Annotated in this window: 25 protein-coding genes and 3 pseudogenes; 10 read left to right on the plus strand and 18 right to left on the minus strand. The window is 65.1% G+C overall.

The window, feature by feature from the left end:
• Positions 1-15: 15 nt before the first annotated feature.
• Genes OC159_RS02960 through OC159_RS02985 form a run of 6 tightly spaced genes read right to left on the minus strand, consistent with a single transcriptional unit; the run spans position 16 to position 4,510 of the window.
• The gene (locus OC159_RS02960) at positions 16-144 is read right to left on the minus strand and encodes a hypothetical protein (protein WP_265499671.1); all 129 of its coding nucleotides are present in this window, start codon (positions 142-144) and stop codon (positions 16-18) included.
• On the minus strand, positions 141-1,043 hold the full coding sequence (locus tag OC159_RS02965; protein ID WP_265499672.1) for a polysaccharide deacetylase family protein: 903 nt from the start codon (positions 1,041-1,043) through the stop codon (positions 141-143). The genes OC159_RS02960 and OC159_RS02965 overlap by 4 nt, the downstream gene beginning before the upstream one ends.
• Complete coding sequence (locus OC159_RS02970) at positions 1,043-1,798, minus strand: SDR family NAD(P)-dependent oxidoreductase (RefSeq protein ID WP_265499673.1); 756 nt, start codon at positions 1,796-1,798, stop codon at positions 1,043-1,045. The genes OC159_RS02965 and OC159_RS02970 overlap by 1 nt, the downstream gene beginning before the upstream one ends.
• Entirely contained in the window at positions 1,789-2,811 is a 1,023-nt protein-coding gene (locus tag OC159_RS02975; RefSeq protein WP_265499674.1) for a ketopantoate reductase family protein, read from the minus strand. Before OC159_RS02975 ends, OC159_RS02970 begins: the two co-directional genes overlap by 10 nt.
• Complete coding sequence (locus tag OC159_RS02980; protein WP_265499675.1) at positions 2,808-3,509, minus strand: creatininase family protein; 702 nt, start codon at positions 3,507-3,509, stop codon at positions 2,808-2,810. Before OC159_RS02980 ends, OC159_RS02975 begins: the two co-directional genes overlap by 4 nt.
• Positions 3,506-4,510 carry a GntR family transcriptional regulator gene (locus OC159_RS02985; protein ID WP_265499676.1) on the minus strand — a complete coding sequence of 335 codons (1,005 nt, stop codon included), beginning with the start codon at positions 4,508-4,510 and terminating at the stop codon, positions 3,506-3,508. Before OC159_RS02985 ends, OC159_RS02980 begins: the two co-directional genes overlap by 4 nt.
• Before the next feature lie 249 nt (positions 4,511-4,759).
• On the opposite strand from OC159_RS02985, the gene OC159_RS02990 reads away from it, so the two are divergent.
• The 6 genes from OC159_RS02990 to OC159_RS03015 all read left to right on the plus strand — a co-directional run bounded on the left by OC159_RS02990 (position 4,760) and on the right by OC159_RS03015 (position 11,725).
• Positions 4,760-6,265: an ABC transporter substrate-binding protein gene (locus OC159_RS02990; RefSeq protein ID WP_265499677.1), complete on the plus strand. Its 1,506-nt coding sequence runs from the start codon at positions 4,760-4,762 to the stop codon at positions 6,263-6,265.
• Positions 6,266-6,374: 109 nt separating this feature from the next.
• Complete coding sequence (locus OC159_RS02995) at positions 6,375-7,349, plus strand: ABC transporter permease (protein ID WP_265499678.1); 975 nt, start codon at positions 6,375-6,377, stop codon at positions 7,347-7,349.
• Entirely contained in the window at positions 7,349-8,275 is a 927-nt protein-coding gene (locus tag OC159_RS03000; protein WP_265499679.1) for an ABC transporter permease, read from the plus strand. The genes OC159_RS02995 and OC159_RS03000 overlap by 1 nt, the downstream gene beginning before the upstream one ends.
• On the plus strand, positions 8,272-9,237 hold the full coding sequence (locus OC159_RS03005; protein WP_265499680.1) for an ABC transporter ATP-binding protein: 966 nt from the start codon (positions 8,272-8,274) through the stop codon (positions 9,235-9,237). Before OC159_RS03000 ends, OC159_RS03005 begins: the two co-directional genes overlap by 4 nt.
• Positions 9,234-10,256: an ABC transporter ATP-binding protein gene (locus tag OC159_RS03010; protein ID WP_265499681.1), complete on the plus strand. Its 1,023-nt coding sequence runs from the start codon at positions 9,234-9,236 to the stop codon at positions 10,254-10,256. The genes OC159_RS03005 and OC159_RS03010 overlap by 4 nt, the downstream gene beginning before the upstream one ends.
• Complete coding sequence (locus OC159_RS03015; RefSeq protein WP_265499682.1) at positions 10,253-11,725, plus strand: carboxypeptidase M32; 1,473 nt, start codon at positions 10,253-10,255, stop codon at positions 11,723-11,725. The genes OC159_RS03010 and OC159_RS03015 overlap by 4 nt, the downstream gene beginning before the upstream one ends.
• 585 nt (positions 11,726-12,310) lie before the next feature.
• Here the strand turns inward: OC159_RS03015 and OC159_RS20070 are convergent.
• Complete coding sequence (locus OC159_RS20070; protein WP_407674041.1) at positions 12,311-12,616, minus strand: transposase; 306 nt, start codon at positions 12,614-12,616, stop codon at positions 12,311-12,313.
• A gap of 171 nt (positions 12,617-12,787) precedes the next feature.
• A pseudogene (locus OC159_RS20345) lies at positions 12,788-13,002 on the minus strand (transposase); the annotation flags it as partial.
• A gap of 69 nt (positions 13,003-13,071) precedes the next feature.
• Here OC159_RS20345 and OC159_RS03025 point away from each other — a divergent pair.
• The 3 genes and pseudogenes from OC159_RS03025 to OC159_RS19980 all read left to right on the plus strand — a co-directional run.
• A pseudogene (locus OC159_RS03025) lies at positions 13,072-13,287 on the plus strand (IS21 family transposase); the annotation flags it as partial.
• 738 nt (positions 13,288-14,025) lie between these two features.
• Complete coding sequence (locus OC159_RS19975) at positions 14,026-14,454, plus strand: recombinase family protein (protein WP_322626708.1); 429 nt, start codon at positions 14,026-14,028, stop codon at positions 14,452-14,454.
• A 149-nt stretch (positions 14,455-14,603) separates the two neighbouring features.
• Positions 14,604-14,831: a recombinase family protein gene (locus OC159_RS19980; RefSeq protein WP_322626704.1), complete on the plus strand. Its 228-nt coding sequence runs from the start codon at positions 14,604-14,606 to the stop codon at positions 14,829-14,831.
• On the opposite strand, the pseudogene OC159_RS03035 reads toward OC159_RS19980, so the two are convergent.
• The 5 genes and pseudogenes from OC159_RS03035 to OC159_RS03055 all read right to left on the minus strand — a co-directional run.
• Positions 14,735-15,286, minus strand: a pseudogene (locus tag OC159_RS03035) (phage tail tube protein); the annotation flags it as partial. The gene OC159_RS19980 and the pseudogene OC159_RS03035 overlap by 97 nt on opposite strands.
• A gap of 74 nt (positions 15,287-15,360) precedes the next feature.
• The gene (locus OC159_RS03040) at positions 15,361-15,777 is read right to left on the minus strand and encodes a S49 family peptidase (protein WP_407674042.1); all 417 of its coding nucleotides are present in this window, start codon (positions 15,775-15,777) and stop codon (positions 15,361-15,363) included.
• A gap of 241 nt (positions 15,778-16,018) precedes the next feature.
• Positions 16,019-16,855: a hypothetical protein gene (locus OC159_RS03045; protein WP_265499683.1), complete on the minus strand. Its 837-nt coding sequence runs from the start codon at positions 16,853-16,855 to the stop codon at positions 16,019-16,021.
• A 78-nt stretch (positions 16,856-16,933) separates the two neighbouring features.
• Complete coding sequence (locus tag OC159_RS03050) at positions 16,934-17,473, minus strand: hypothetical protein (RefSeq protein WP_265499684.1); 540 nt, start codon at positions 17,471-17,473, stop codon at positions 16,934-16,936.
• A 306-nt stretch (positions 17,474-17,779) separates the two neighbouring features.
• On the minus strand, positions 17,780-18,346 hold the full coding sequence (locus OC159_RS03055) for a penta-EF hand family protein (protein WP_265499685.1): 567 nt from the start codon (positions 18,344-18,346) through the stop codon (positions 17,780-17,782).
• 277 nt (positions 18,347-18,623) lie between these two features.
• Here OC159_RS03055 and OC159_RS03060 point away from each other — a divergent pair, with 277 nt between their 5' ends.
• Positions 18,624-19,214, plus strand: coding sequence for an exopolysaccharide biosynthesis protein (locus OC159_RS03060; protein ID WP_265499686.1), 591 nt, complete (start codon positions 18,624-18,626; stop codon positions 19,212-19,214).
• Between the two features lie 4 nt (positions 19,215-19,218).
• On the opposite strand, the gene OC159_RS03065 is transcribed toward OC159_RS03060, so the two are convergent.
• From OC159_RS03065 to OC159_RS03085, 5 genes are read right to left on the minus strand one after another with little or no spacing between them, the layout of a single operon-like run.
• A complete protein-coding gene (locus OC159_RS03065; protein WP_265499687.1) occupies positions 19,219-20,280 on the minus strand; it encodes a c-type cytochrome in 1,062 nt (353 codons plus the stop codon).
• Positions 20,277-20,849, minus strand: a complete 573-nt coding sequence (locus OC159_RS03070) for a cytochrome c oxidase assembly protein (RefSeq protein ID WP_265499688.1) — start codon at positions 20,847-20,849, stop codon at positions 20,277-20,279. The genes OC159_RS03065 and OC159_RS03070 overlap by 4 nt, the downstream gene beginning before the upstream one ends.
• Positions 20,846-21,253, minus strand: a complete 408-nt coding sequence (locus tag OC159_RS03075) for a hypothetical protein (protein WP_265499689.1) — start codon at positions 21,251-21,253, stop codon at positions 20,846-20,848. The genes OC159_RS03070 and OC159_RS03075 overlap by 4 nt, the downstream gene beginning before the upstream one ends.
• A complete protein-coding gene (ctaD, locus tag OC159_RS03080) occupies positions 21,250-23,793 on the minus strand; it encodes a cytochrome c oxidase subunit I (protein ID WP_265499690.1) in 2,544 nt (847 codons plus the stop codon). Before ctaD ends, OC159_RS03075 begins: the two co-directional genes overlap by 4 nt.
• Positions 23,790-24,767, minus strand: coding sequence for a cytochrome c oxidase subunit II (locus OC159_RS03085; protein WP_407674044.1), 978 nt, complete (start codon positions 24,765-24,767; stop codon positions 23,790-23,792). The genes ctaD and OC159_RS03085 overlap by 4 nt, the downstream gene beginning before the upstream one ends.
• Between the last annotated feature and the right edge of the window lie 82 nt (positions 24,768-24,849).

The raw sequence follows: 24,849 nt of genomic DNA on the forward strand, positions 1-24,849 counted from the left end.
CGCTGCCGGACGCGGTCAGGACGTCGTGCCCGCCTGCAGCGCGCGGCGCAGCCCGGCGTGGTAGCGCCCCTCCAGCTTGTCAGTCATGTTCCGGCGAAGGATGGTGCCAGCGCCGCCGTGCACGGCCAGCGAAAATCGGATCATCGCGATGGTCCTTTCGACAATCCGGCCTGCGCAGCGCAATAGCCCGCGATTTCGGCATGGGTGGCGATCCAGCAGTCGCCCTTGGCGACGATGCGTTCCAGAAGCTGTTCAAGGATGAAGATGCGGCTTCGATATCCGGTGACATGCGGGTGCATGGTCAGCAGGAACAGCCCGCCTTCGGCATTGGCGCCCTCGAACTCGCGCAGGAATATGTCCAGCACATCTGTAGGCGGCGTATAGGGACGCTGTGCCCCGAACCGGTTCATCATGAAATAGACCGCATCGTCGCGGATCCATTCGACCGGCAGTTCGACGATGCCGGTAGGTTCGCCTTCCTGCAGGATCTCGTAGGGGTCGTCGTCCGAAAAGAGTGAGCTGTCATAAAGCAGGCGCATCTCGCGCGCGATCGACAGGGTGGCGGGGCTGTAGTCCCAGGACGGTGTCCGCATGCCGACAGGGCGCTGGCCGCTGACCCGTTCCAGCGTATCGGCGGCCCGCATCATCAGGTCCCGCTCGGTCGGGCCGTCCAGCGTCGTGTTCAGCTCGTGAATCCAGCCGTGAAGGCCGATCTCGTGCCCGTCCTGCGCCAGGGCACGCTGTTCGTCCGGGTGCAGCAGCGCCGCGACGGCCGGGACGAAGAAAGTCGCCTTGACGTCGTGGCGGTCCAGCACCTGCCGGATGCGCGGAACACCGCGCCGTGCCCCGAATTCGCCCCAGCTGAGACGGGCCACGGAATTGCCCCCGTCGCGCAGTTCGTTCGTCTCATGGTCGCTGTCGAATGACAGGGCCACGGCGCATCGCGCGCCGCCCGGCCAGCGATCCGGCAGCAGGCTGCGGCCCGCGCGCACCGCGCCGACCTTGGCGCGCCAAACATCCTCGGTCCATTCATGCGGGTTCATCAGCCGTGCCCTCCATCCACCTGCAGGATCTGCCCGGTGATCCACTCCGCCTGTCGCGTACACAGGAACGCGACCGCATGCGCGATGTCGTCCGCCTGCCCAAGACGGCGCAGGTGGATGCTGTCGATGATGCGCTTCTGCCGGTCGGGGCCGAAGGCCTGCCACTGCTTCTCCGTCGAGGGATTGGACAGGATGAACCCCGGCGCGACCGAATTCACGGTGATGCCCGACGGCCCCAGCTCCAGCGCAAGCTGTTTGGTCAGCCCAACCAGCGCGTGCTTGGCAGCGGTATAGGCCTGGATGCCCGTCAGGCTGGGCTTCAGTCCCGCGCCCGAGGAGATGGTGACGATCCGGCCCGCACCAGCATCCTTCATGCCGGGCGTCAGGGCCTGGGCGCACCACATGACCGCATCGACATTGGCCGCGAAGATCGCCCGCCAGTCGTCTTCGCCGACCTGGTCCAAGGGCCGGCCCACTTGCCCGCGCACCCCACCTGCCGAGGTGATCAGCCCGTCGACCCGGCCATGTCGGTCCAGAACCGTCTCGCACAGCGCACGGGCACCGTCCTGTCCGCCCAGATCGCCCGCATGACAGGTGACGCCGGGCAGACCGGCAAACGACTGCAGTCCTGCATCGTCGATATCCAAGGCGGCCACGGTGGCGCCGGATCCCGCAAGGGTGCGCACGATCGCCGCACCGATGCCTTGGGCGGCGCCGGTGACCGCGAAGACCTGTCCTGCCAACGTCAACTGCATGTCGCGACCATCCTGTCCAGAAGCGCCGTCGATTGCGTCTCGGTGCCGTTCTCGATTCCGTGGATCAGGTCGCACAGCTGCGACAGGGCGGGTGTCGGGATGCCGTGTCCGCGACCGATCTCGATCAGCACGCCGACCTGAGCGTCGACCTCGGTCTTGCGCTTGCGGACCGCCAGGTCGCGGTAGATGCCGGAATGGGTCTTCGCCGTCTTGCGGTTATGCGCCACCATGGCGTCGATCGAGGCATCCATCCGTGCTGTATCACGGGCGAGAAATGCGTCCGGGTCGAAGCCGTTGAAGCCCAGGGGCGTTACCCCCTCGGCCTCGGCCAGGCGCATGACCTCATGGCCCAAGGCCGCATAAACCGGGCGCCACGGGGCAGGGTCCATCGCGTCGGACATCGATTCCGGCGTCAACGCGGTGGCGAACAACAGCGAGCCATAACCCATCTTCCCCCAGAGATAGCCCCAGATGTTGTCGGTCACGACCGCCTCTGGCTCGACCAATGCGAACATCGCGTGCATCTCGCGCACCCGCGGGCTGACGCTGCCGTCCAGTTCGCCCAAGGCGACCGCAGCGCGGTTGCCGTAAAGGATGCGACCCGGCTCCAGCCAGTCTGCGCCAAAGTTGACAAAGCATCCGACCGTGCGATCCGCGCCGATCATGTCCGCGATCACGCGCTCGTTCAGGCCGTTCTGCGCCGAGACGACGAAGCCGTCCGGCGCAAGATGCGGCATCAGCATCTGCATGGCCTGACGCGTATGATGCGCCTTCACGGCCAGAATCACACGGCGATAGGTGCCGGTCAGCGTGGCAGGGGTTTCGGCCGGAAGGATATGAACGAACTCCTCGACGGGACCTTCGATACGCAAACCGTCGCGGCGCATTGCCTCGACATGGTCGCTCTCGATGTCGACCATCTGCACCAGATGTCCCCCGCGGGCGGCATAGGCGCCCAGAATGCCGCCGATGGCCCCGGCGCCCCAGATCAGGACGGGTTCTTTGGCGGTCATGCCCAATCGCCTTCGATAAGGGCGCGGGTTTCCGCGACGGCGACTTGCCAGATGCCGTCCATCTGGTCGTCGGGCTTCTGATAATGGCCGCCGTAATTGCCGTCCCCGATCAGGTCGCGGACGCCTTGGGCGTCGCGGTTGCGCAGGCGGTCGAAGTCGACATAGGGCTTTTGCTCCGGCGGGACAGGGCGCCCCTGCAGCCGGGTCCAGGGAAAGTTCTCCATCCAGGATGCGTGCGACGCCACGGGATCGACCGCCTGCACCGCGGCCCAGGTGCGCGGCGCCCGCCACCAGTCATGGAACCGACACCGCGCCCCGGGGCGGGCCTGCATCCATTCCGCGCAGACCGGTTGGACCGGGCTGTTGCCACCATGCCCGTTGACGATCAGCACGCGTCGGAACCCGGTGTCGTAAAGACTGTCCAGAATATCGCGCACAAGTGTCGCATAGGTCGACAGCTTCAAGGAAACCGTGCCGGGAAAGGCCATGAAATAGGGCGTCAGCCCATAGGGAACCGCCGGGAAGACCGGAACCCCCAAAGGTGCGGCGGCATCGGTGGCGATCTTCTCAGAAAGGATCGAATCCACCGACAGGCTCAGATGGGCGTGCTGCTCGGTGCTGCCCAAGGGCAGGATGCAGCGGTCGTCGGTCTGCAGGTATGCCTCGATGTCGAACCACGAGCTTTCGGAAATTTTCATGGCGTCTCTCCTTTGATGTCGCCGGCCGCGCGCAGCGTGTCCAGCGCCGGCAGAAGCTGCGTCTGCACGGCATGGCTGTCGGGGGTGTGGCGGTATTCGATCACGGTCTGGCTGGAGCCCAGCTGCGTCGCCAGATAGTCAGCCCCGGTCGCATGGATCAGCACGTCGCAGTCCTGCAGCAGGCGGTCCAGATCCTCGGCGGTGCGCGCGACTGCGGTGACGCGGCCCAGATGCGGGGCGAACCGAGCGACTCCGGCCTTGAGCACGCTGAGGAAGTCGTCGAAATACGATACCAGGAGGACGCGCGCATCAGGGCGGATGCCCGCAAGGGCCACACGCGTGGCCTCGTTCGGGATCAGGATCATACTGACCTGCGGGATGCCCGGAAACAGCGCGGCCGCTTGCGTCGCAAGGGTCCGCGGGGAGACGACCAGATCGACGCGGGCAGGAAGGTCCTCGCGCCGGTCGGTTGTCCAGGGCAGGACGATGTCATCGGGGGATAGATACGGTGTGAGATCCTCGGCATAGGCCAACGTGGCGTCGCTGAACGTGCCCAGCACCACGATGCGCAGGGGACGCGGGGTGGCGGACGCGGCCATCGTCACGCGAAAGGCTATATCTTGCGCGGAAAGCCCCAAATCGCGCCCGGCTGCCACAATCGATGCGATCTGACGCTCCAGCGCGGCCAGCTGTCGCGTGCGCATGGCGCAGGGGACGCCGCGATCAGTGACGAAGGTGCCCGACCCGATCCGCCCCTCGATCTGGCCACGCTCCTGCAGGGAGGCAAAGACGTTGCTGACCGTCACCGGCGACAGGCCCAGTGTCGCCGCAAGCTTGCGGACCGACGGCAGGCGGCTGCCGGGCGGGATGTCGCCCGCGGCGATTCCGTATTCCAGCGCACCGCGCAACTGCACCGACACCGGCACCGACGACGTCGGGTCGATCGCGTGGGCGATCCGCAGTAGGGCGGCGTCGAGATCTGGGGCGAGGGATACGCTCATACCGTATCATTGAATGATAACAGTTGGCCACTCAAGAGTAATTTTTGCAATAAGATGTGGCAATATATGTATCATACGCGACTTAATTCGGAAGTTATTGGCAACTCTGCCATGAAAATTTCTTGACGCGCAAAAAAAATGGTCCCTAGTGTTACAGTCAATGATAACAGGTGAGGTTCGGAAATGGCTAGAAATGCTCTTTGCTCGGGAATCGCTTTCATCGCGTTGCTGGCCGCTGCGCCAGCTGCAATGGCACAAGATCTGACGATCGGTCTGCGTGCCGGGCCGGATTCAATCGATCCGCATTGGTCCACCTTGGGTAGCCAGGCCGAGGCGCTGCGGCACGTCTTTGACACGCTGGTCGACGCGGATGAGACCCTGCAGCTGCAGCCGGGCCTTGCCGTCAGCTGGACCCCGATCAACGACACCACCTGGGAGTTCAAGCTGCGCGAGGGCGTGACCTTCCATGACGGCTCGGCCTTTACCGCCGAGGATGTCAAGTTCTCGATCGAGCGCATCCCGGCCGTCACGGGGCCAATGCCGATGACGCTTTATACGAAATACGTCGACACGGTCGAGGTGGTGGACGACTACACCCTGCGCATCACCACCAAGGGCATGGCGCCGTCGCTGCCGAACGATTTTACCCGCCTGTTTGTGGTGCCATCGGAAACCGGCATGGAAGCCGGTAACGAGGAGTTCAACTCGGGCGAGAAGGCCATCGGCACCGGCCCTTACAAGTTCGTCAGCTGGCAGCCCAAGGGCGACATGGTCGTCGAGCGCAACGACGACTACTGGGGCGAGGCCCCGGCCTGGGAAACGGTCACGCGCCGCGAAATCCCCGACGACGCCGCGCGCGTGGCGGCGCTGAAGTCTGGCCAGGTGGACATGATCAACTATGTTCCGGCCACCGACTATCTGGCGATGCAGGCCGACGACAGCCTCGACACCTTCGTCTCGGATTCCATCTACATCCTGAACATCGCGCCCTCGGTGAAGGACGAGGAGCCCCAGCCGATCAAGGTCAACGGCAAGGAAATCGAGGGCAACCCGCTGCAGGACGTGCGCGTCCGCAAGGCACTGGACCTGGCGATCAACCGCGAGGTGCTGGTCAACGTGGTGTTGGAGGGCCTGGGCACGCCGGCCAACCAGCTGATGCCCGAAGGGTTCTTCGGCTATTCCTCGGATATCCCGGCACCGGAATATGACATCGAACAGGCCAAGGCCCTGCTGACCGAGGCAGGCTATCCCGATGGCTTCGAGATCGACTTCACCTGCACGAACAACCGTGTCCCCGGCGATGCGGTGGTCTGCGAGGCGCTGGCCCAGATGTGGTCGCGCCTTGGCCTGACGGTCAACGCGCAGGCCTTGAACGGCACGGTCTTTTTCCCCGCCGCGCAGCGCGAGGAATACACGATGACCATGTCCGCCTGGGGCACGCTGACCGGCGAGGCGGCCTATACCTACGGCGCCTTGGTCCATACCCAGGACGCCGAGAAGGGCTTTGGAAACTTCAACCGCGCCGGCTATTCGAACCCCGAATTCGACCGGGTGTTCAGTGAAGGCAGCCAGACCTTGGACACGGACGCGCGCCGCGAACTTTATGAGCAGGCGTCTGAGATCGCGATGGAAGATCATGCGCTGATCCCCACGGTCATTCTGCAGAGCGTGTGGGCGGCCAAGGCCAACACGGTCGACTTCACGCCCCGCGTCGACCAAGAAACCCGCGCCTACGCGATCATCCCCAAGGAGTGATCCGGCAAGCAAGTCCGCGCGGCGCGCACCCCACCGGGCCGCGCCGCGCGCCATTGGCACCTGACGGCCGCGCGACAACCGCGCAGCAACGACGAAACGGGGGAATATGATGTTTGGCTATCTTGTCGGCCGGCTGATGCAGGCGGCGGTGGTCGTGTTCGTCATGTCGGTCATCGTCTTCGTCGGCGTCTATGCGATCGGCAATCCGATCGACGTGATGATCGACCCCGGTGCCAGCCAGGAGATCCGTGAGAACCTGATCCGGCAGTACGGTTTCGACCAGCCGCTATGGCTGCAGTATTTCACCTTCGTGGGCAACGTCTTCCAAGGCGATCTGGGCCGGTCCATGGTCTACAACATCCCGGTCACGTCGCTTGTCTTCTCCCGCTTGCCCGCGACGCTGGAACTGGTGCTGGTGTCGGTGGGTATCGCCACAGTGATCGGTGTCCCTGCCGGCATGTATGCCGGCTATCGTCCCAACGGCATCGCCGCCAAGCTGATCATGGCACTGTCTGTTCTGGGCTTTTCCGTCCCGACCTTCTGGATCGGGATGCTGCTGATCATGGGATTTGCCGTCAATCTGGGCTGGCTGCCATCGGGCGGTCGCGGAGAGGTCGGACAGTTCCTGTGGTTCAAGACATCCTTGGCGACCACAGATGGCTGGGCCCATGTGATCATGCCGGCCGTCAATTTGTCGCTGTTCAAGATGGGCCTGATGATCCGCCTGACCCGTGCGGGCATGGTCGAGGCGATGGGCACGGATTACGTCCGCTTTGCCCGCGCGCAGGGCCTTCCGGACCGGCAGATCGTCTTCGGTCACATCATGCGCAACATCTCGATCCCGCTGGTCACTGTCTTCGGCCTCGAACTGGGCTCGACCCTGGCCTTTGCGGTGGTCACCGAAACGGTCTTCAACTGGCCGGGCGTGGGCAAGCTGATCATCGACAGCATCCTGCAATTGGACCGGCCGGTCATGGTGTCCTACCTGGTGATGGTCGTGCTGCTGTTCGTGATGATCAACCTGGTCGTCGACCTGATCTATGCGCAGCTTGATCCGCGTGTTCGACTGAAAGGAGGCTCGTGATGGCCCGTATCGGAAACGTTCTGGCCGTCCCCTCTGCGGCGCCGGTCGAGACGCGGGGGATGCGCCTGCGCAACTTCTGGTCCGACTATCGCCGGTCCTGGCTGGCCATCGGCGCGCTGGCCGTCATCCTGGTGCTGCTTGTCGCATCGTTCGGAGCGCCGTGGCTTGTGCCGCAAGACCCCTATGATCTGGCGCAGCTGGATTGGCTGGACGCGTTCCTGCCGCCCGGGACCACCGGATCGGGCGGCTATGTGCATCTGCTGGGCACGGACAATGCCGGGCGCGACATGCTGTCGGCGATCCTTTACGGGCTGCGGACCAGCTTCCTGATCGGGATATCCGCCGGTGCCCTGGCGCTGACCCTGGGGATCAGCATCGGCCTGACCGCCGCCTATTTCGGGGGCCGGATCGAGGCGTTGCTGATGCGGGTCGTGGATCTTCAGCTGTCGATGCCCGCGATCCTGCTGGCATTGGTGATGGCCGCCGTTCTGGGGCAGGGGGTGCCGCAGATCATCCTGGCCTTGGTGGTGGCGCAATACGCCTATTTCGCGCGCACGACGCATGGGGCAGCATCGGTCGAACGACGCAAGGACTATATCGAGGCCGCGCGATCGACCCCGCTGCCGACCCGGCGCATCCTGTTCAAGCATCTGCTGCCCAACGTCCTGCCCCCGCTGATTGTCGTGGCCACGGTGCAGGTCGCCAGCGCCATCTCGCTGGAGGCGACGCTGTCCTTTCTGGGCGTGGGCCTGCCGCTGACCGAACCGTCATTGGGGTCGCTGATCTCCAATGGTTTCAAATACATTCACGCCGGTCGTTCGTGGTTGTCCATCTATCCCGGTGTCTTCCTGATGATCACGGTCGTGGCGATCAATCTGGTCGGCGATCAGGTCAGGACCGTGATCGACCCGAGGAACAGCAGATGACCGCAGCACTCGATGTCAAAGGCCTGACCACGCGCTTCGAAACCCGGGCGGGCCATGTCACGGCCGTCAACGATGTCAGCTTTGCCGTGCAGCCCGGCCGGATCATGGGCCTTGTGGGCGAAAGCGGATCGGGCAAAAGCGTCACCGGATTTTCGATCCTGGGACTGATCGACGCGCCCGGAGAGGTTTCGGCGGGCGCCGTCCTGATCGATGGCATCGACCTGCGGCAGTTGTCGGACGAGGACCTGCGCAAGATGCGTGGCCGCAAGGTCGCGATGGTGTTCCAGGATCCGATGATGACCCTGAACCCGGTCCTGCGGGTCGGCGACCAGATGGCGATGGCGGTGCGGGTGCATCGTCCGATGTCCAAACCGGACGCCCTCGATCATGCAAGGAAGGCCCTGGAAGTCGTCGGCATTCCATCCCCTGCCGAGCGCCTCAAGGCCTATCCGCACCAACTGTCCGGCGGCATGCGGCAGCGGGTGGCGATTGCCATGGCGCTGCTCCACAGCCCGTCGGTCATCATCGCCGACGAGGCGACGACGGCGCTGGACGTGTCGATCCAGGGCCAGATCCTGGCCGAGGTGCGCGAGTTGGCGGACACGACCGGTGCCGCCATTGTCTGGATCACCCACGATCTGGCCGTCGTCTCCAGCCTGGCCGACGATATCTGCGTGATGTATGCGGGCCGGATCGTCGAACGCGGCACGGCCGAGCAGGTGATCGGAGGCCCGAGGCATCCCTATACCCAAGGATTGCTCGACTCGATCCCGGCGCTGCACGAACCCGGTCGCAAGCTGCCGCAGATCCCCGGATCGACACCGCAACTGTCGCGCCTGCCCGAGGGGTGCCCGTTCCGGCCCCGCTGCCCCCGTGCGACCGACCTGTGCCGCACCGAGCCGCCGCTGGATGTCCGCGACGAACAGGCCGTGTTGTGCCATCACCCTCTGGAGCGCGCATGACCGATCCGATCCTGAAGATAGACGCCGTCTCGAAGCGGTTCACCCGCAAGCCCGGCTTGGCAGAGCGCATGGTCGGCAGGTTCACGGGCGGCGGCAAGCCCATCACCGTCCATGCGCTGACCGATGTGTCGCTGGATGTCGCCAAGGGCGAGGTCCTGGGCATCGTCGGCGAATCCGGCTGCGGCAAATCCACGCTCGGCCGGGTGATTGCGGGCATCCATGCCCCCAGTTCGGGCAGCGTCGCGCTGAACGGCCGGCCCGTCGCCGATGAGCGGCATGGCACGGTCCACAAGCTGACGACACAGGTCCAGATGATCCATCAGGACCCCTTCGCCAGCCTGAACCCCCGGATGAAGGTCGGCGAGACCCTGGCCGAGGGGCCGCGATACCATGGCATCATCCCGGCGGACCAGGTGCGCGCCCGCATCCGCGCCCTGCTGGAGCAGGTCGGGCTGGAGGGAGCCTATGCCGATCGCCTGCCGCATCAGTTTTCCGGCGGGCAGCGGCAGCGGATCGCCATTGCCCGCGCCTTGGCCATGCAGCCCGAGGTGCTGGTGCTGGACGAGGCCGTGGCGTCGCTGGATGTCTCGATCCAGGCGCAGGTGCTGAACCTGTTCATGGATCTGCGTCACGACCTTGGCCTGACCGCGCTGTTCATCAGCCACGACCTGTCGGTCGTGCGCCATGTCTGCGACCGCGTGGCGATCATGTATCTGGGCCGCCTGGTCGAACTGGCGCCGGCCGATCAGCTTTATGCGGACCCGCGCCACCCTTATACGCAGGCGCTGTTCGCCTCGATCCCGACCGTCGGCACGGGCCGTGGCCGGTTCGAGGCTATCAAGGGAGAGATCCCGTCCCCGATCGCACCGCCGCCGGGCTGTCCGTTCCACCCGCGCTGCCCCTTCGCCGGGCCGCGCTGTCGGGCCGAGGCTCCGCGACTGACAGGGGCCGGGCCGGCCCGGACGGTGGCCTGCCACCTGAACGATGGCGGAGTTAACATGCAGAGAGGTGCCGCATGACCACGGATCTTCACGTCAGGATCGGGCGATTGAACGACGTTCTTTGCACGGTCAACATGCTCAATTGGGACGCGCGCACGCAGATGCCATCGGGCGGTGCCGAGACGCGCGGCCAGCAGGTGGCGACACTGATGGGCATCGCACGCCAGATGATCCTCGACCCGGCCATGCGGGATGCGGTCGATGCAGCGGGCGACGATCCCCAGGCAGAGGCCGTGCGACAGGCCATCGAGCATCACGCCCGCCTGCCGGCGGAACTACTGCAGGCCAAGGCGGAACATGCGACGGTCGCGGGCGCAGCCTGGGCCAAGGCGCGGCGGGAAGGCGACTTCGCGATCTTCCGGCCGCATCTGGAAAAGGTCGTGGCCTTGGCACGTCAGACTGCCGATGCGCTTGGCCATCAGGGGCATCCTTACGATCCGATGGTCCAGGTGTTCGAACCGGGCGAGACGGCTGCCAGCCTTGCGACTCTGTTCGACAGCCTCCGCGCCGGGATCCTTCCCATTCTGGATCGCGCGCGTGGTCGGCCCAGGCCCCGCACGGATTTCCTTTATCGGGATTACGATCCGCAGCGCCAGCAGCAGTTCGCGATCGAGACCGCCCGCGCGCTTGGCTATGATTTCGACCGCGGGCGCCTGGACACCGCCGTCCATCCCTTCGAGGTCAGCTTCACCCGCAACGATGTCCGTATTACGTCGCGTTGGCCCCGGAACTATCTGCCGATGTCGATCTTCGGCACCATTCACGAGGTCGGCCATGCGCTCTATGAACAGGGCGTCGACCCTGTTCACACCCGAGGTGCCTTTGCCACTGATATGATCGGCCTTTATGCAGTCGGCGGCACCAGCTTTGGCATGCATGAAAGCCAGTCGCGTCTTCTGGAGAACCACGTCGGACGCAGCCCGGCATTCTGGCATGTGCATTTCCCCCGTCTGCGCGATACATTTCCCGACCAGCTTTCCGACGTCACGGCAGAAGAGTTCGTGGCCGCCGTCAACAGGGTCGAGCCGGGGCCGATCCGGGTGGAAGCCGATGAGCTGACCTATGACCTGCACATCATGCTGCGCGTGCGGATCGAGATGGCACTGATGGAGGGCAGCCTGCAAGTCGCCGACATTCCCGACACCTGGAACCGGGCGATGAAGTCGGACCTGGGGATCGAGATCGAAAACGATGCTCAAGGGTGCCTGCAGGACGTCCATTGGTCCTCCGGATATATAGGCTCGTTTCCAACCTATACGATCGGCAACGTCACGGCTGCGCAACTGGTGAGACACCTTGAACAAAGATCCCCTGCCGTCAGCAAGGCGATGAACGAAGGAAACCTCAAACCACTCCGAGATAGCCTGAAGCAGGCGGTTTGGAACTACGGGCGGCTATTGACACGCGGCCAGATCTTGGGCCGCCTCGGCCTGTCGAGCAACGATCCCTCCGCCTACGTCGGATACCTGAGCAAAAAATTCAGCTGAAAAGAAGGTTGTGACGGTGTGTTCGAAGAGGCATATTCGGTCACGTCCGTCGAGTTGGTGGAGCTGATGAGCGGCGTGGCGCAGAGCGATCATCGTCGTCTTGCTAGCACCCCAGCCCGACCAACTTGCTATAGCGGAAGACGTCAAATTCCCTCCCTGCGCCGTTCGTAGACGACGGCTGAACCCCACGGTGCTTGGCTGATGCGCTGCTGCGAAGTCCTTTTCATCGGCTGATGAGGAGTGCGTTTCGCCATGTGTGCCAAGGCTTCGTTTCTCACTTCCCTGGGCGTCGAGATTTATGCGTCGGGCCATCGCCGGTGGCCGACTGAGGTGAAGGCTCTTGTGATTGCCGATACGCTTGAACCGGCCGCTACGGTGGATGCTGTGGCCGCCAGTCATCCACAGGGGCTCTGTTGCACAAATCGGGCGACAGCGGGGCTCTCGCTTTCCCCGGACGGACTTATGCCACGGCTTAATTGATGGGGCTGCCAAGCGCGGTGAAGCCGTTCAGCACGGCAACACGGACCTTGAACTCGGCGACCTGACAGTCGAAGTCCCGAGCGGTCAGGCATTGGCCCAGCAGTTTCACGCAGTGCATCTTCGTCTCGACGCGGCTCCGACGGTGATAACCGCTCCATCGTCGCCAGATGGTTCGACCGAAGCGGCGTGACGCGCGCAGGGCTTGCGCGCGATCGCCCCGGCAGTGACGGGCTTCCGTGGCTTGGCGTTCTTGCGCGGCGGAATGATCGCGGCAGCGCCACGGGCGGCGATGGCCTCGTGGCACTTGCGGGTGTCGAAGGCGCCATCGGCGGTGACGCTGCCGATCCACTGATTGGAGGGACCTTGCGGTATTGGCGCCTGCGGTGCGTGCCATGCTTGCGGGCCAGCCATTCCCGTCACCCAGAAACTTGATCCCGGTGCTGTCCACCAGCAGGTTCAGAGGGCCCGGCACGCGGCGGTGGGGTATGTCGACCACCAGAGTTCCTTGCCTGCGGCTTGAGGCGTGGAGAAGTCGGGCACCGGCCAGTCCAGCCCTGCCATCTCCAGAATGCTGGCCACCATCCCTGTGCTTTGCCGAAGCGGCAGGCCAAAGAGCACCTGCAGAACTGGATCGCCGCGTCGGAGAACACCGGCGGGCGGCCAGGACGCCCGACTTTGTTCGCCAGCCACACCATGTCCTTGTCGAGCCAGATCAGCAACGACCCGTGCCGCCTCAAGGCCTCATTGTAGGACTTCCAGTTCGTCGTGCGGTAGCGGGCAGCCTTAGGTTTGCTCATGCCGAGACGCTTATCCTAGCAACCCAGCCGCGTGAATCCTCCAGCAGGCCGAGTTCTGCAACAACGCCGATGAGAACCGTGATGCGGTGCCATATCTCCGCGTTCCAGGAGATGGGCGGTGCCTGCGCCGAGGTTCTGTATGACCGGATGAACACGGCGGTCATAGGCGAGGATGCTTCCGGGGTCGTGACCTACAACGCCTCCCTGCTGGCGCATTACGGGTCAGCACCACGAGCCTGTCAGCCGTATCGGGCCAAGACGAAAGGCAAGGTCGAACGGCCGTATTCTCCGCACGCGCAAGAGAAAGCGCCGCAAAACGTGCGGAGAATGATGGCTATTCTCCGCATAACGGATTTGCCGTGACCTATCGGTGCGCCTAAGACAGCGATGATCCCTCGGACCTTGCTTCATCCTGTCCGAGGTTTTGTAACACAAGAACCCGTCCGGGGGCAGCCTGCACATCTGTTCCCGCGGCTCCGACAGCCGCGCGGCCATGGTCAGGATGGTGATCAGCACTGCATCCGAATGCTGCGCGAGCCGGATCAGATGCTCCCCGCTCGGCCCGCGCTCACCGGAAAGCCAGTACTTTGCGGTACGTTCGCTTGCTCCCGTCCAGCGCATCGCCGTCTTGATGGCCTGGTGCGTCGGACCCAGTTCGCGGCGCAGTGCATCGGAAATGGCGTCGCGATAGGCGACTGATCCGCGTCCAGGTACACAGTTGTGCCCATTTTCGGCACAGATGTGCCCATCTTGATCCGCATCGCTGCGCCCTCCTCGGGTAAAGCTGTGGAGAATACAACACAGCGGCAGATTTCATTTTGCCTCCCAGCCAATACTCCGGGTCCGATCAGACGGAGATGCCTGCATGAACTGATCGGGAGAAGGGAATGGCAGGCAAAGAGCTGCCCTCAAGGAGAGAACCGGCGAATTTCCCGCCAAGGCGCCGTGCGGCCGAATATGTCCGCATGTCGACGGACCATCAGAAGCACTCGACCGAAAACCAGTCGGATGCGATCCGCAAGTATGCGGAGGAACGCGGCTTCGAATTGGTCCGATGCTGGAAAGAGGGGTCTGAGGATCGAGGGCCGCGAGGCGCTGCAGCGGCTGATCCAGGATGTGCAGGACGGCACCGCGGATTTCGAGGTGATCCTCGTCTTTGACGTCAGTCGATGGGGTTGGTTTCAGGACGCCGATGAATCCGCCTATCACAAATACATCTGCCGCCGCGCAAACAAGCAGGTCGAGTATTGCGCCGAGCAATTCGAAAACGGCGGCAGCCTGATTGCCACGATCGTAAAGGGCGTCAAGCGCGCCATGGCCGGGGAATACAGCCGGGAATTGTCGACCAAGATCTTCGCCGGCCAGTGCCGTCTGATCGAACTCGGCTACCGCCAAGGGGGACCGGCGGCTTCGGCATTTGTCGTTTCCTGCTTGATGAACGCAGAGAGGTGAAGGCAGAGCTGAAACGCGGCGAGCACAAGAGCTTGCAGACTGACAGGGTGACCCTTGTGCCGGGGCCTGAGGCCGAGGTGCAGACCGTGCGCTGGATCTACAGCCGGTTCCTGAGGCGCGGCCGATCGTAAAGCGAAATCGCGGCCGAATTGAACGAGCGTGAAATTCTGACCGACCTCGACCGGCTCTGGACCCGCGCGACCGTCCATCAGATTCTGACCAACGAGAAATACATCGGCAACTACATCTACAACCAACGCTCGTTCAAGTTGAAGCGCAAGCGGATCACCACGCTGTTGAAGTGGCCGAAGCGTTGCAGGCCCAGCGCGGTCGGCGTGCGTGCGGCGGTGGTGGTGATGGCGATCGCCCCGCCCTGAGCGATCAGGCGCGCTGTTGCGGTCAGGAGGCCCGAGCGGTTCATCTGCCACGACAGCTGGGCCATCACGCAGCCCGCATACATGGCAAACCGCGGCACCTCAGGCATCGCCACCTCGATGGCCATCGACGGCAGCGCCCAGTTCCCCGACCGGAACGTGTGGGTCTTGGGCGTGGTCCCGGTTGTGGTCGGGGTGCCGAAGGCGGCCTTGAGCCAGAGGCCGATGGCCTCGACGTCGATCGGCACCACCACCTCGCCATCGGCGGTGACGGCGCCCTTGATCGGCGCCAGGGGATCGCGGCCGTAGCCCAGAAGTTCGCTGTTCAGCAGGGGCTGTTCCGCGCCCAGCGTGGTCCGGGCGAAGGGCATCAGCCGGTAGCCGCTGGCGGGCGGGGAGCCGTGAACCGTCTCGAACGCAAGCGCCATCTGCGCCCGCGCGCCTTGCGCACGTGCGATGAGTGTTTCCTTGATGTGGGGGTGTTCAGGCCAGGGGCTGGCAGTGGTGTAGTGCAGGACGACGGTGATCACCGTTATCTTGATGGCGACGGCTCCCTCGGCCGCCTCGTCGGCCAGGCCGGCCGCAACCGCGTCCGTGCCGCGGAACACGGCTGCTTCTGTGCCAGTGCCGCCGCAACGTTGTGGCGGCCGCCGCGGCTTTGGGCGACGGTCTGCGCAAACAGCTGGCGCACCGTCTCCAGCTGGCCCTGCATCTGATCGTGCACGGCTTCGGGCAGCGGCTGACAGGGATTCGCGTCGATCTTATGCGCCCCGGCATGGATCAGGGTGACAGCGATACCTTTCTGATCCACCGCTCCGCTCATATCCCTGTGCAGGGCCACGACGCCGATGCTGCAGACGGCCCTGGTCCGAGGCAGGATGATTTGGTCGGCTTGGCTGACCAGGACATAGCCTGCGGACAGTGCGTGTTCGGCAACGAAGGCCTGCACCGGCTTCTGTGCCCGAGCCGCACATCTGGTCGACGATTGTCATGGTCAGTCAAAGCTTGCGGCATTGCCTCGGGCGGGTTGCCGATTGGGAAAGGCAAGGCAGTTCGAGAACAGGCGCTTCGTCAGGTCTTCGATCGCGGGAGGGCACAAGCTAATCTTGATTTCATCGGTGATCGAAAGAAGGCCGACGATCCTGGTGGGTTGTCGGCCTTCCGGTCGATGGCGCGCTGCTGATCGCCGGTCAGTTGGCGGGCTGTGTCTCGGGCTCGGTGGGCGTGTCGACGGGGCCTTCGGTCGGCCTGTCGGTCGATCCGTCAGCCGCGCTGCCCGCCGCTCCTTCAACTGGCAGGTCCGCCTGACCGCTGGGGGCCGCACCGGCTGTGTCGGCGCCCGCAGGCTGCTCGATGGGTTGGCCTGCCGGATCGTAGAGTACGACGTTCGCCCCTTCACGCAGGTTCGTGCGCAGCTCGACCATCTGCTGCTGGCGCAGGTGCTGCTCTATCTGCGGGCGCACCTCTTCAAGCGGCGGGAATTCCTCGCCGCCCTGCGCCTTCGCCTCGTCATAATATTGCTGTACGGTTTCGTCGGAGACTGCGTCAGCCGTTTCTCGCTCCAGCCAGACTTGGACCATCGCGTTCGCTTGCGCATCCTCCACCGTCTGCTCGACCAGCTGGGTCACTTCAGGGTCTTCGGCCAGGTTCTGGCTCTGCGCCTCTTGCAGGATCAGCTCACGCAGGATCAGTTGCTCGAGGGCGATCGGAGCCAACATTTGCGGTGGTTGCGCCTGCACTTGGGGGGGCAGCATGCCGATTGCGCTCATCACGTCGGCACCACGGATTTCGGCATCGCCGACAGTGGCAACGATGGCATCGGGGGCGGGTGCGCCCATCGGATCGCCGACGGTGGTGCCTTCGGGCGCCGCGGCCTGCGCCTGCTGCGTCACGTCGGGGGATTGTCCTTCGGGCTCTGCCGTTTGTCCGGTTTCAGCGGTCTGCGCAAAAGCCGGCGCAGCGGCAAGCGGCAGCGCGAGGATGGCGGCCATTGCGGCACTATGCAGTGTCCGGTTCGTCATGAACATGTCGATCTCCTTTCAGACGTCTTGGTCGGGTCAACGGATGCAGCAGCGGTCCGTTCCGGGGCCGCCACTCTCATCGCGTCACGAATGGGCTAGTGCGGCGTGTGCGCCGCTTGGCGGTATCTTTATGTCGCGGGCAGCACTCAGCATCAGCGCAAGGGGGCGCAGCGGCTGGATCTGGGCGCCGACAATCGCGCGCGCGGGCCGATGGCGGCGCAGCAGGTCACCGATGATCGCGACGGCTTCGGAGGTGTTTGCGCGCGTGGACCCGGCGCTGCCCTGGTCAGGTTCTGCTGCCGGCGCGGGGCCTCGATCAGCATGATCAGCGCCAGGAAGACGGCCAGGACCGACGCGAAAAGCGTGCTGCTCGCCGCGCTCGGGATGGTCATGGGCAGCCCCGATGCGCAAAAAGTCGAGCCGCTGGAAGATGGCGCCGCCGGCACCAGGAGAAATCTGCCGCACCTGCGTGGGCACGACGCTGTTCGCCGCCGCGCCGTATGCGTCTGGAGAGTTGCGGACCTGCCCGGACTGGGGCAGCAGTTTTCCGTCTTCGCCGCCGGAGGGAGAGCGCGTGGCGACCTGCCGGCCCGCGATCCAGATCATGCCCACGACCAGCAGCATGCACAGGATGGTGGCGTCGATGGCCGCAGGATGGCCCAGCCAGTGCAGCTTCTCGGGCCTGCGGCGCGACCAGACGTGCCAGGAAGATCGAGAGCACCACCGGAACCATGAAGGTCGCCGTCGCATCCAGCGCCCACCCTGCAAGGATCAAGGTGATTGCGCCCTGCAACCACAGCCGCGTGGTTCCTGACGTCTCGTGAAGGCTCGTCGGTGTCATTCCTCGTCCTCTCGCCATGGTTCTGGTCGTTGCAGACAGCCTTGGCGACAGAAGGGGCCGGGCGAATGCCGGCCCCATGATGCTAGCGGTCAGACGTCCCAGAAGCCTTCGTCGCCCATGTCGTCACCGACATCGGTCAACTCGGGCTCTTCGATGACGCCGGTGCCGTCGGCGTCGTATTCACCGAAGATGCCCGTGGTGAACTCGTCCTCGGTCAACGATCCGTCGGCATCGCTGTCGAATTCGCCGAACCTGCCGGTTTCGCCCCAGCCGTCAGCGAACTCGTTGGCCAGGATGACGCCGTCGCCGTCCACGTCCCAGGCCTGATGGTCGACGGTCTCGTCGCGGTTCCAGAAACCTGCGGCGCCGTCGGTCATGCCGTATTCGGCTTCGTTCAGGTCGCCGCTGGCATCGGTGTCATAGGTGCCATAGACGCCATCGTCGAATTCATCCTGCGACAGCATGCTGTCGGTGTCGGTATCCCAGCCGCCGAAGATGCCGCGATCGCCAAGGCCGGTCGCGAATTCGTCCTGGCTCAGTGCGCCGTCCATGTCGGCGTCCCAGCCCGCGTCCATGGTCTGCGAGAGAGCCGGAGTCGTCGAAAGTGCAGCGAGGATGGCAGCCAGGCCGGTGAGCTTCGTGATCTGATCGGTCATGTCGTTCTCCGTCTTTGATGTCGGCGCTTTTTCGCCGCCCCACCAACCGGACCACGCGCGATGTGTTCCTGACGAACGCCAGAAAGTGACCCAGGCAACTGAATACACGTTAAATCTTTGTGTAGATGTACCTGCCTAAAACCCAGGCAAAGGCACCGGGGGCGGCGTCACCATGCCCTGCGCCACGGGCCTTGTCCACGCCTCGCGGTACTGCTCCGTCGGGTGCGGAACACCTGCGACGGCATCGCGTTGACACGCGAACTGATGCAGGTGGATCATGACGGACGAAAGAACGCGTGCGCTGAGCGATGTCCTCGACCAGCTGGAAAGCTCGGCCCATGGCGAGAGCATCGCGGTGCAAGAGATCGTGGACAAGCTGGGGCGCAAGTCCTTCGCGTCGCTGATGCTGACCTTCTCGCTGATTTCGACATCGCCGGCCAGCGCGATCCCCGGCGTCACCGCGATGGTCGGCGTCATCGTCTTCGTGCTGGTCGTGCAGATGGTCATCGGACGCAAGAGCGTCTGGCTGCCCGGCTTCGTCATGCACCGGCAGCTGTCGACGCAGAAGCTGTGCAAGGGCATTGGCTGGCTGCGCAAGCCCGTGCGCTTCGTGGAACGGTTCCTGCGCCCACGGTTGCAGTTCCTGCTCCACCGCCCGTGGTTCTTCCTGCCGCTGCTGCTGATCCTTGGGCTGACGCTGTTCATGCCGTTCATGGAGGTGATCCCGACTTCTGGGTCCATCGCGTCGGCAGTGATCGCGCTGTTCGCGGCTGGGTTGCTGACGCGGGACGGCGGGCTGGTGCTGGCGGCGATGCTTCTGCTGTTGGCGGTCCCGGTGGCGGTCTGGCATTTCGGCTTCGGCGCCTGAGCCGTCAGGGCGCCGGGCTCAGCCTCGCCGGGGGCAGCGAGGCATAAAAAGCGGCCAACGCATCGATATCGGCATCCTCGAGGTCCTCGGCCGCTTCGCGCATCAGCTCGGACAGCGGTCCGCCGCCGCGGTGGCCGTCGCGCCAGGCCTTCAGCTGGCTGCGCAGATAGGGCTCGTGCTGTCCGGACAGCGACGGGAACTCGTCCCTCAGCCGGTCGGGCCAGGGACCGTGGCAGGACCGGCAGGCAGGCACGTCGTCACCCTCTTGCGCCTCGGCCAGCGTCCGTCCCCGTTCGACCAGCCCCGGGTCGAGATCCTGAGTGGCCGCGGGGCCGACGGCTTGGGTGGCGTAGTGTTCTGCCAGCGGCCCCAGCGCCTCCGGCGGCACCTCGGTCACGGCATGCTGCATGATGCCGCTATGGCGAAGTTCTCCCAGGAACGCGTCCAGCGACATGTCTAGGTAGGCGCGGTTCAGGATGTCCAGCCGTGGGACGTGCGGGTTTGGGGCATGGCCCTGCAAGCCGTGGCAGCTTGCGCAATAGGACAGGCCCGCCAGATCGGCGGGGGGCTGCGCGGTCAGGTCGCTGTAGGCGTCTTCCGACATTTGCCGGACGCGGACCAGGAAGGCCACGACCGACCAGACCTCGTCCTCGCGCGGGGCGGGCCACTGGGGCATGCCGCTCATCTTGACGCCGTGATAGACGATCCAGCCCAGCTCGTTCGGTTTCCAGTCGGCAACGGCATCGGTGATATGGGGCGGATGGGGCACCATCGCCCGCATCGTCTGAGTGGCCGTTTCACCGGGGCTGGCATGGCAGTGGCGGCAACTGGCGTCATAGTGGCGTACGCCAAGGGCGGCCATCTCGTCCGTCAGGGGGGGAACCTCGCTCATCGGTCGCGCCCGCAACTCGACCGAGTTCCGGAACGTCGTGTGCAGCACCCATGACACGCCCGGCAGGTGCCCGTGCCGTGCCGATACGTCGTAAAGGCCGCCAAAGACCACGGCGGCGGCGGCCGCCAGTCCAAGCCCTGCCACCGTCGCCAGCGTCCGGATCACCGTCTTCATGCCTGCGCCTCCTGCGTGTCGAGGTGGTGCAGGGCGCGCCCGACCAGCCACAGGCCGGCGACAAGATAGACCGGCGTTCCGATGCCCAGCATGATCAGCCCGCCCAGCTGCTGCGATCCCAGGTCCTGCCCGCAGATCAGGTACATCGGGCGCGGCGACAGCACGATCAGCGCACCCAGCAGCGTCATGTGCATCGACGTCAGCAGCATCGCGCCGGCCCCCGCCAGCGGCCGCGCGGCCAGCGCCCCGGCCCAGACCGCCAGCCCGGCCAGCAGGAAGGCCGCCTGCTCCAGTACGAACCAAGCGGTGCCGAACGCCGAAAGGTTGTGCAGGCCGGGCAGGTGGAAGGACCAGACGATCGCGAACTCGACAAGCATGCCGGCCAGCGCGGGGATCGCCAGCCATTCCGTCAGCCGGGGCAGGGCCAGCACGATCAGCGGCGCAGCGATGGCGACAAGCGTCATGTGGCGGATCATGTGCGCCGGAAACGGCGCCGTCCAGCGGTCCCAGGGCAGCAGCCACGCCGCCGCCAACGTGGCAATCGCCGCCAATGCCGCCAGCCCCCTCATCTGCAGGTCGCCGCAAAGATCAGGGGCAGGGACGTGAAGAACACGCCCACGAAGGACACGATGGACAGAAGAAAGGCCGCGTGACCCAGGAACTCGTGCCGATCCTCGCCCACGCCCATCTCGTGTTCGTAGTCATAGTCGTCCAGCAGGTCCCATTGCTGCCACGACCGCCAGCCAAGCCAGCCGATGATCGCCAGCGCGACGACAGTCGCAACGCCAAGGCCCACGCGCAGGGGCAGCATCTGGCCGATCGGACCGGGCCATTTCACGCACCAGACCGCCGCCGCACCATAGCAGAGCGCGAAATGCGCGGCCCAGGCCAGCGGCGCGGCCGTGATCCGCGTCAGGCTGGCGCTTTCCTCGGCGAACTGGCGGGCGTCGGATGTCTGCTTGTCGTGGCTCATGTCATCAACCTCGGGGCAATGGCGACCATGGCGCCGGTCACCAGGACGGTCAGACAGAGGAAGTGCCAGAACAGCAGGCTGTTCCACAGCGGCGCATCGTACCTGCGGGTGATCTTGCCGAAGGCCAGCCCGGCCAGGCAATAGCCCTGCAGGACGACCCCGGCGATCAGGTGGACGATCACCCAGACGACCAGCGCCCACATCATCGCCGGATAAACGTGGGCGGTCGGGTCCATGTCCGGCAGCCACAGTGCCAGGATCAGGACGCCCCCGCCTGCACAGGCGGCCAGCATCGCGACCGCCAGCGCCGCCATGGCGCCCCTGCCCGCGTCGCGCCGCGCCCAGGCCGTCAGCGCCCAGCTGGCCACCACAAGGCCGGTGCCTATCGCCATCAAGACGGGGTTCGCGAACCCGGCCCCTTGCGGCGGAAACTGCGTGCTGGCCGTCCAGTAGAAGAAGACCGAGAAGACGAGGCTGGAAAACGCCGTCGCATCTGCCAGCATGGTGATCCAGACCGCCCACCAGCCGACCGCGTCCGGCCCCGAGACATAGAGCGGCAGGCGCAGGCCAAGGCCCGCATCCTTCGTCTCGGCCTCGGGGATCTCGGCGGTCGAGGTCCAGTTCCAGTAGATCACGCAGGCCACCGCCAACACCGCGCTGACGATGGCCGGCGGATACCAGTGGAAGGTCGGAAAGATGAACGCCCCCCCGGTGAAGACCGCGGCCCAGATGGTGATCCAGGCGGGACCGGTGACCCGCTGCACATGCAGGGGGTGCGCATCGATGACGCTGGTGACCAGGGTCTCGCGCTTTCCCTCCTGCGCATCGGGAAGGTAATAGCGGCCGGCGTCGATGCGCTGTTGCATCTTGGGTTGCTGCCACAGGGGATAGCGCGTGTTGACGTAGGGGATCGACCGGATGCCCCAGGATTCAGCGGGGACGTTATGGGTCCATTCCAGCGTCCCCGCGTCCCAGGGGTTGCGCGGCGGGTCCGGCTGCTTGCCCTTGGGCCGCAACAGGTCATAGACGAAGATCAGCAGCCCCGTCGCCATCACGAACGCCCCGATTGTCGAGATCATGTTCAGCCAGTTCCAGCCCAGGTCGCCCGGATAGGTGAAGACCCGGCGCGGCATGCCCCGCATGCCCGTCAGGTGCATCGGCAGGAACGTTACGTTGAAGCCGGTGAAGGCCAGCCAGAAGGCCCATCTGCCCAGACGCTCGGAGAGCTGCTTCTTGGCGATGACCGGATAGAAGTAATAGATGCCGCCGATGACCGGAAACAGCATGCCGCCGAACACCGTATAGTGCAGGTGCGCCACGATGAAATAGGTGTCATGGACTTGCCAGTCGAAAGGCACGATGGCGACCATGACGCCAGTCAGGCCGCCCGCGACGAAGATCGCCAGCGCGCCGGCGATCCACAGCATCGGGTGGATCATCCTGACGCGGCCGACCATCAGCGTCGCCACGAAGGCGAAGATCTGGATGCCGGTAGGCAGAACCACGGCCTCTGACGCGGCGGAAAAGAAGCCGAGGCTGATCGAGGGCAACCCGGTGGCGAACATGTGGTGCACCCACAGGCCGAAGCTGAGAAAGCCCGTCCCCACCGCCGAAAGCACGATCCAGGAATAGCCGACGATGGGGCGGCGCGCGGCCGTCGGGATGATCATCGCGGTGACGGCGATCGACGGCAGGAAGATGATATAGACCTCGGGATGGCCGAAGATCCAGAAGAGGTGCTGCCACAGCATCGGGTCTCCGCCGCGTTCCGGGTCGAAGAACGGCCAGTCGAAGCTGCGCTGCATCTCCAGCAGGAAGTCGCCGGCGATCAGGGGCGGGAAGGCGAAGACGATCATCCCGCCGACGACCAGCACGTACCAGGCGTAAAGCGGCATGATGTTGACGCGCATGCCCGGCGGTCGACACTTCAGGACGCCGACGATCAGCTCGACCGCGGCGGCGATGCTGGCCACCTCGATGAACGAGAGGCCAAGAAGCCAGATGTCCGTGCCGATGCCGCCGTGTTCGGTGGACAATGGCGGGTACATGAACCACCCCGCATTGGGCGCCGCATCGAAGAGGATCGAGCCCATGACGAAGATGCCGCCGATCACGAAGCACCAGAAGCCATAAGCCGACAGGCGCGGGAAGGGCATGTCCCGCGCGCCCAGCAGCGAGGGCAGGATCAGGATCGAGATCGCCTCGAAGATCGGCACGGCGAACAGGAACATCATCGCCGAGCCATGCATCGTGAAGAACTGGTTGTAGCGGTCGGCGTCCAGGAAGTCGTTTTCCGGCACCGCCAGCTGCACCCGCATCAGCAGGGCCAGGATCCCCGCCAGCAGCATGAAGAAGGTCGCGGTCAGGCAGTACCAGACGCCGACTTCGGTGTTGTTGACGGCCGACCAGTACCGCCAGCCGGGCGGCTGGGCCCAGACCTTGCGCAGCCGCTCCTCCTGTCCCTTCGCCACGTCATCAGGAACCGGCTGGGCCAGCATCTTCTCGGTCGGGGGATAGGTGCCTTGGTCGCGGTCGGTCATTTCAGCCCCATCAGATAGGCCGCCAGGGCCGCAAGGTCGCTTTCATCCAGGTGGTCATAGGCCGGCATCTCGGCCCCCGGTTTGATCGCCTCGGGGTTGGTGATCCAGGCCCGCAGCGCGTCGGCGGTCATCGGCAGGATGCCCGCAGCCAAGGCGGTCCGCCCACCCAGATGCGTCAGGTCCGGGCCGACGCGCCCGGCCGCCGGGGTGCCGCGAACCGCATGGCAGGCGCCGCAGCCTTCGCGCAGGAAGACCGCGCGGCCCGCGCCGCTCGATGTCGCTGGCAGGGCCTGTTCACGCAGCCAGCCATCGAAGGCCGCAGGCTCCATGATGACTGCGGGAATCGCCATGAGGGCATGTGACAGGCCGCAGAACTCGGCGCATTGGCCACGGAAGGTGCCGGTTTCCGACGGGGCCAGCGTCATGCGCGTGATGCGGCCCGGGAACATGTCGGTCTTGCCGCCAAGCGCCGGGATCCAGAAGGAGTGGATGACCTCGCCCGCCGTCAGTTCGATCTCGGTTCGCTGGTCGACGGGCAGACGCAGCTCGTTCGCGGCGATGATGGGGGCGGTGGCCCCGTCGGGCCAGTATTCGACGCGCCACCACCACCGTTCGGCCGTGACGCGGACGCGCAGGCCGTCGTCGGGGGCGCGTTGCTCGCCCATCATCGGCAGGCTGTAGATCAGCAGGGCCGACAGGACCACCAGTGGAAAGAGGATGCCGCCGCCGATGATGACGGCCTCGGCCAAGCGGCGCGACATCTTGCCGACGTGGATGCGGGTGACATAGAGAAAGAGGCCGTTCAGCGCGAACCAGATCACGACGGCTCCGGCCAGCATCACCCAGAAGAGGTTCAGCGTCGCCAGCGCGTCGACCCCTGCGGGCGAGAACATCGACTGGTTGCCGGCACAGCCCGCAGGCCCTATCAGCAGCCCGACCCGGGCAGCCCACCAGCCGAAGATGTTTCGCCGCATCTGTCCCCGTCACCGTTGATTGGCGCCCTGTTCCTTCAACTTCCCGTGTTGCAGTTTGTTCCGGCGCCTTTGCCGGGGCGAT

This window comes from Paracoccus beibuensis (genome assembly GCF_026162625.1).
In the GTDB taxonomy this organism is placed as follows: domain Bacteria; phylum Pseudomonadota; class Alphaproteobacteria; order Rhodobacterales; family Rhodobacteraceae; genus Paracoccus; species Paracoccus beibuensis.

Coding starts and splice junctions, on each gene's coding strand:
- OC159_RS02960 (WP_265499671.1), bottom strand. CDS start 144: ATGATCCGATTTTCGCTGGCCGTGCACGGCGGCGCTGGCACCATCCTT.
- OC159_RS02965 (WP_265499672.1), bottom strand. CDS start 1,043: ATGAACCCGCATGAATGGACCGAGGATGTTTGGCGCGCCAAGGTCGGC.
- OC159_RS02970 (WP_265499673.1), bottom strand. CDS start 1,798: ATGCAGTTGACGTTGGCAGGACAGGTCTTCGCGGTCACCGGCGCCGCC.
- OC159_RS02975 (WP_265499674.1), bottom strand. CDS start 2,811: ATGACCGCCAAAGAACCCGTCCTGATCTGGGGCGCCGGGGCCATCGGC.
- OC159_RS02980 (WP_265499675.1), bottom strand. CDS start 3,509: ATGAAAATTTCCGAAAGCTCGTGGTTCGACATCGAGGCATACCTGCAG.
- OC159_RS02985 (WP_265499676.1), bottom strand. CDS start 4,510: ATGAGCGTATCCCTCGCCCCAGATCTCGACGCCGCCCTACTGCGGATC.
- OC159_RS02990 (WP_265499677.1), top strand. CDS start 4,760: ATGGCACAAGATCTGACGATCGGTCTGCGTGCCGGGCCGGATTCAATC.
- OC159_RS02995 (WP_265499678.1), top strand. CDS start 6,375: ATGTTTGGCTATCTTGTCGGCCGGCTGATGCAGGCGGCGGTGGTCGTG.
- OC159_RS03000 (WP_265499679.1), top strand. CDS start 7,349: ATGGCCCGTATCGGAAACGTTCTGGCCGTCCCCTCTGCGGCGCCGGTC.
- OC159_RS03005 (WP_265499680.1), top strand. CDS start 8,272: ATGACCGCAGCACTCGATGTCAAAGGCCTGACCACGCGCTTCGAAACC.
- OC159_RS03010 (WP_265499681.1), top strand. CDS start 9,234: ATGACCGATCCGATCCTGAAGATAGACGCCGTCTCGAAGCGGTTCACC.
- OC159_RS03015 (WP_265499682.1), top strand. CDS start 10,253: ATGACCACGGATCTTCACGTCAGGATCGGGCGATTGAACGACGTTCTT.
- OC159_RS20070 (WP_407674041.1), bottom strand. CDS start 12,616: ATGGCTGGCCCGCAAGCATGGCACGCACCGCAGGCGCCAATACCGCAA.
- OC159_RS19975 (WP_322626708.1), top strand. CDS start 14,026: ATGCGGAGGAACGCGGCTTCGAATTGGTCCGATGCTGGAAAGAGGGGT.
- OC159_RS03045 (WP_265499683.1), bottom strand. CDS start 16,855: ATGTTCATGACGAACCGGACACTGCATAGTGCCGCAATGGCCGCCATC.
- OC159_RS03050 (WP_265499684.1), bottom strand. CDS start 17,473: ATGCTGCTGGTCGTGGGCATGATCTGGATCGCGGGCCGGCAGGTCGCC.
- OC159_RS03055 (WP_265499685.1), bottom strand. CDS start 18,346: ATGACCGATCAGATCACGAAGCTCACCGGCCTGGCTGCCATCCTCGCT.
- OC159_RS03060 (WP_265499686.1), top strand. CDS start 18,624: ATGACGGACGAAAGAACGCGTGCGCTGAGCGATGTCCTCGACCAGCTG.
- OC159_RS03065 (WP_265499687.1), bottom strand. CDS start 20,280: ATGAAGACGGTGATCCGGACGCTGGCGACGGTGGCAGGGCTTGGACTG.
- OC159_RS03070 (WP_265499688.1), bottom strand. CDS start 20,849: ATGAGGGGGCTGGCGGCATTGGCGGCGATTGCCACGTTGGCGGCGGCG.
- OC159_RS03075 (WP_265499689.1), bottom strand. CDS start 21,253: ATGAGCCACGACAAGCAGACATCCGACGCCCGCCAGTTCGCCGAGGAA.
- ctaD (WP_265499690.1), bottom strand. CDS start 23,793: ATGACCGACCGCGACCAAGGCACCTATCCCCCGACCGAGAAGATGCTG.
- OC159_RS03085 (WP_407674044.1), bottom strand. CDS start 24,767: ATGCGGCGAAACATCTTCGGCTGGTGGGCTGCCCGGGTCGGGCTGCTG.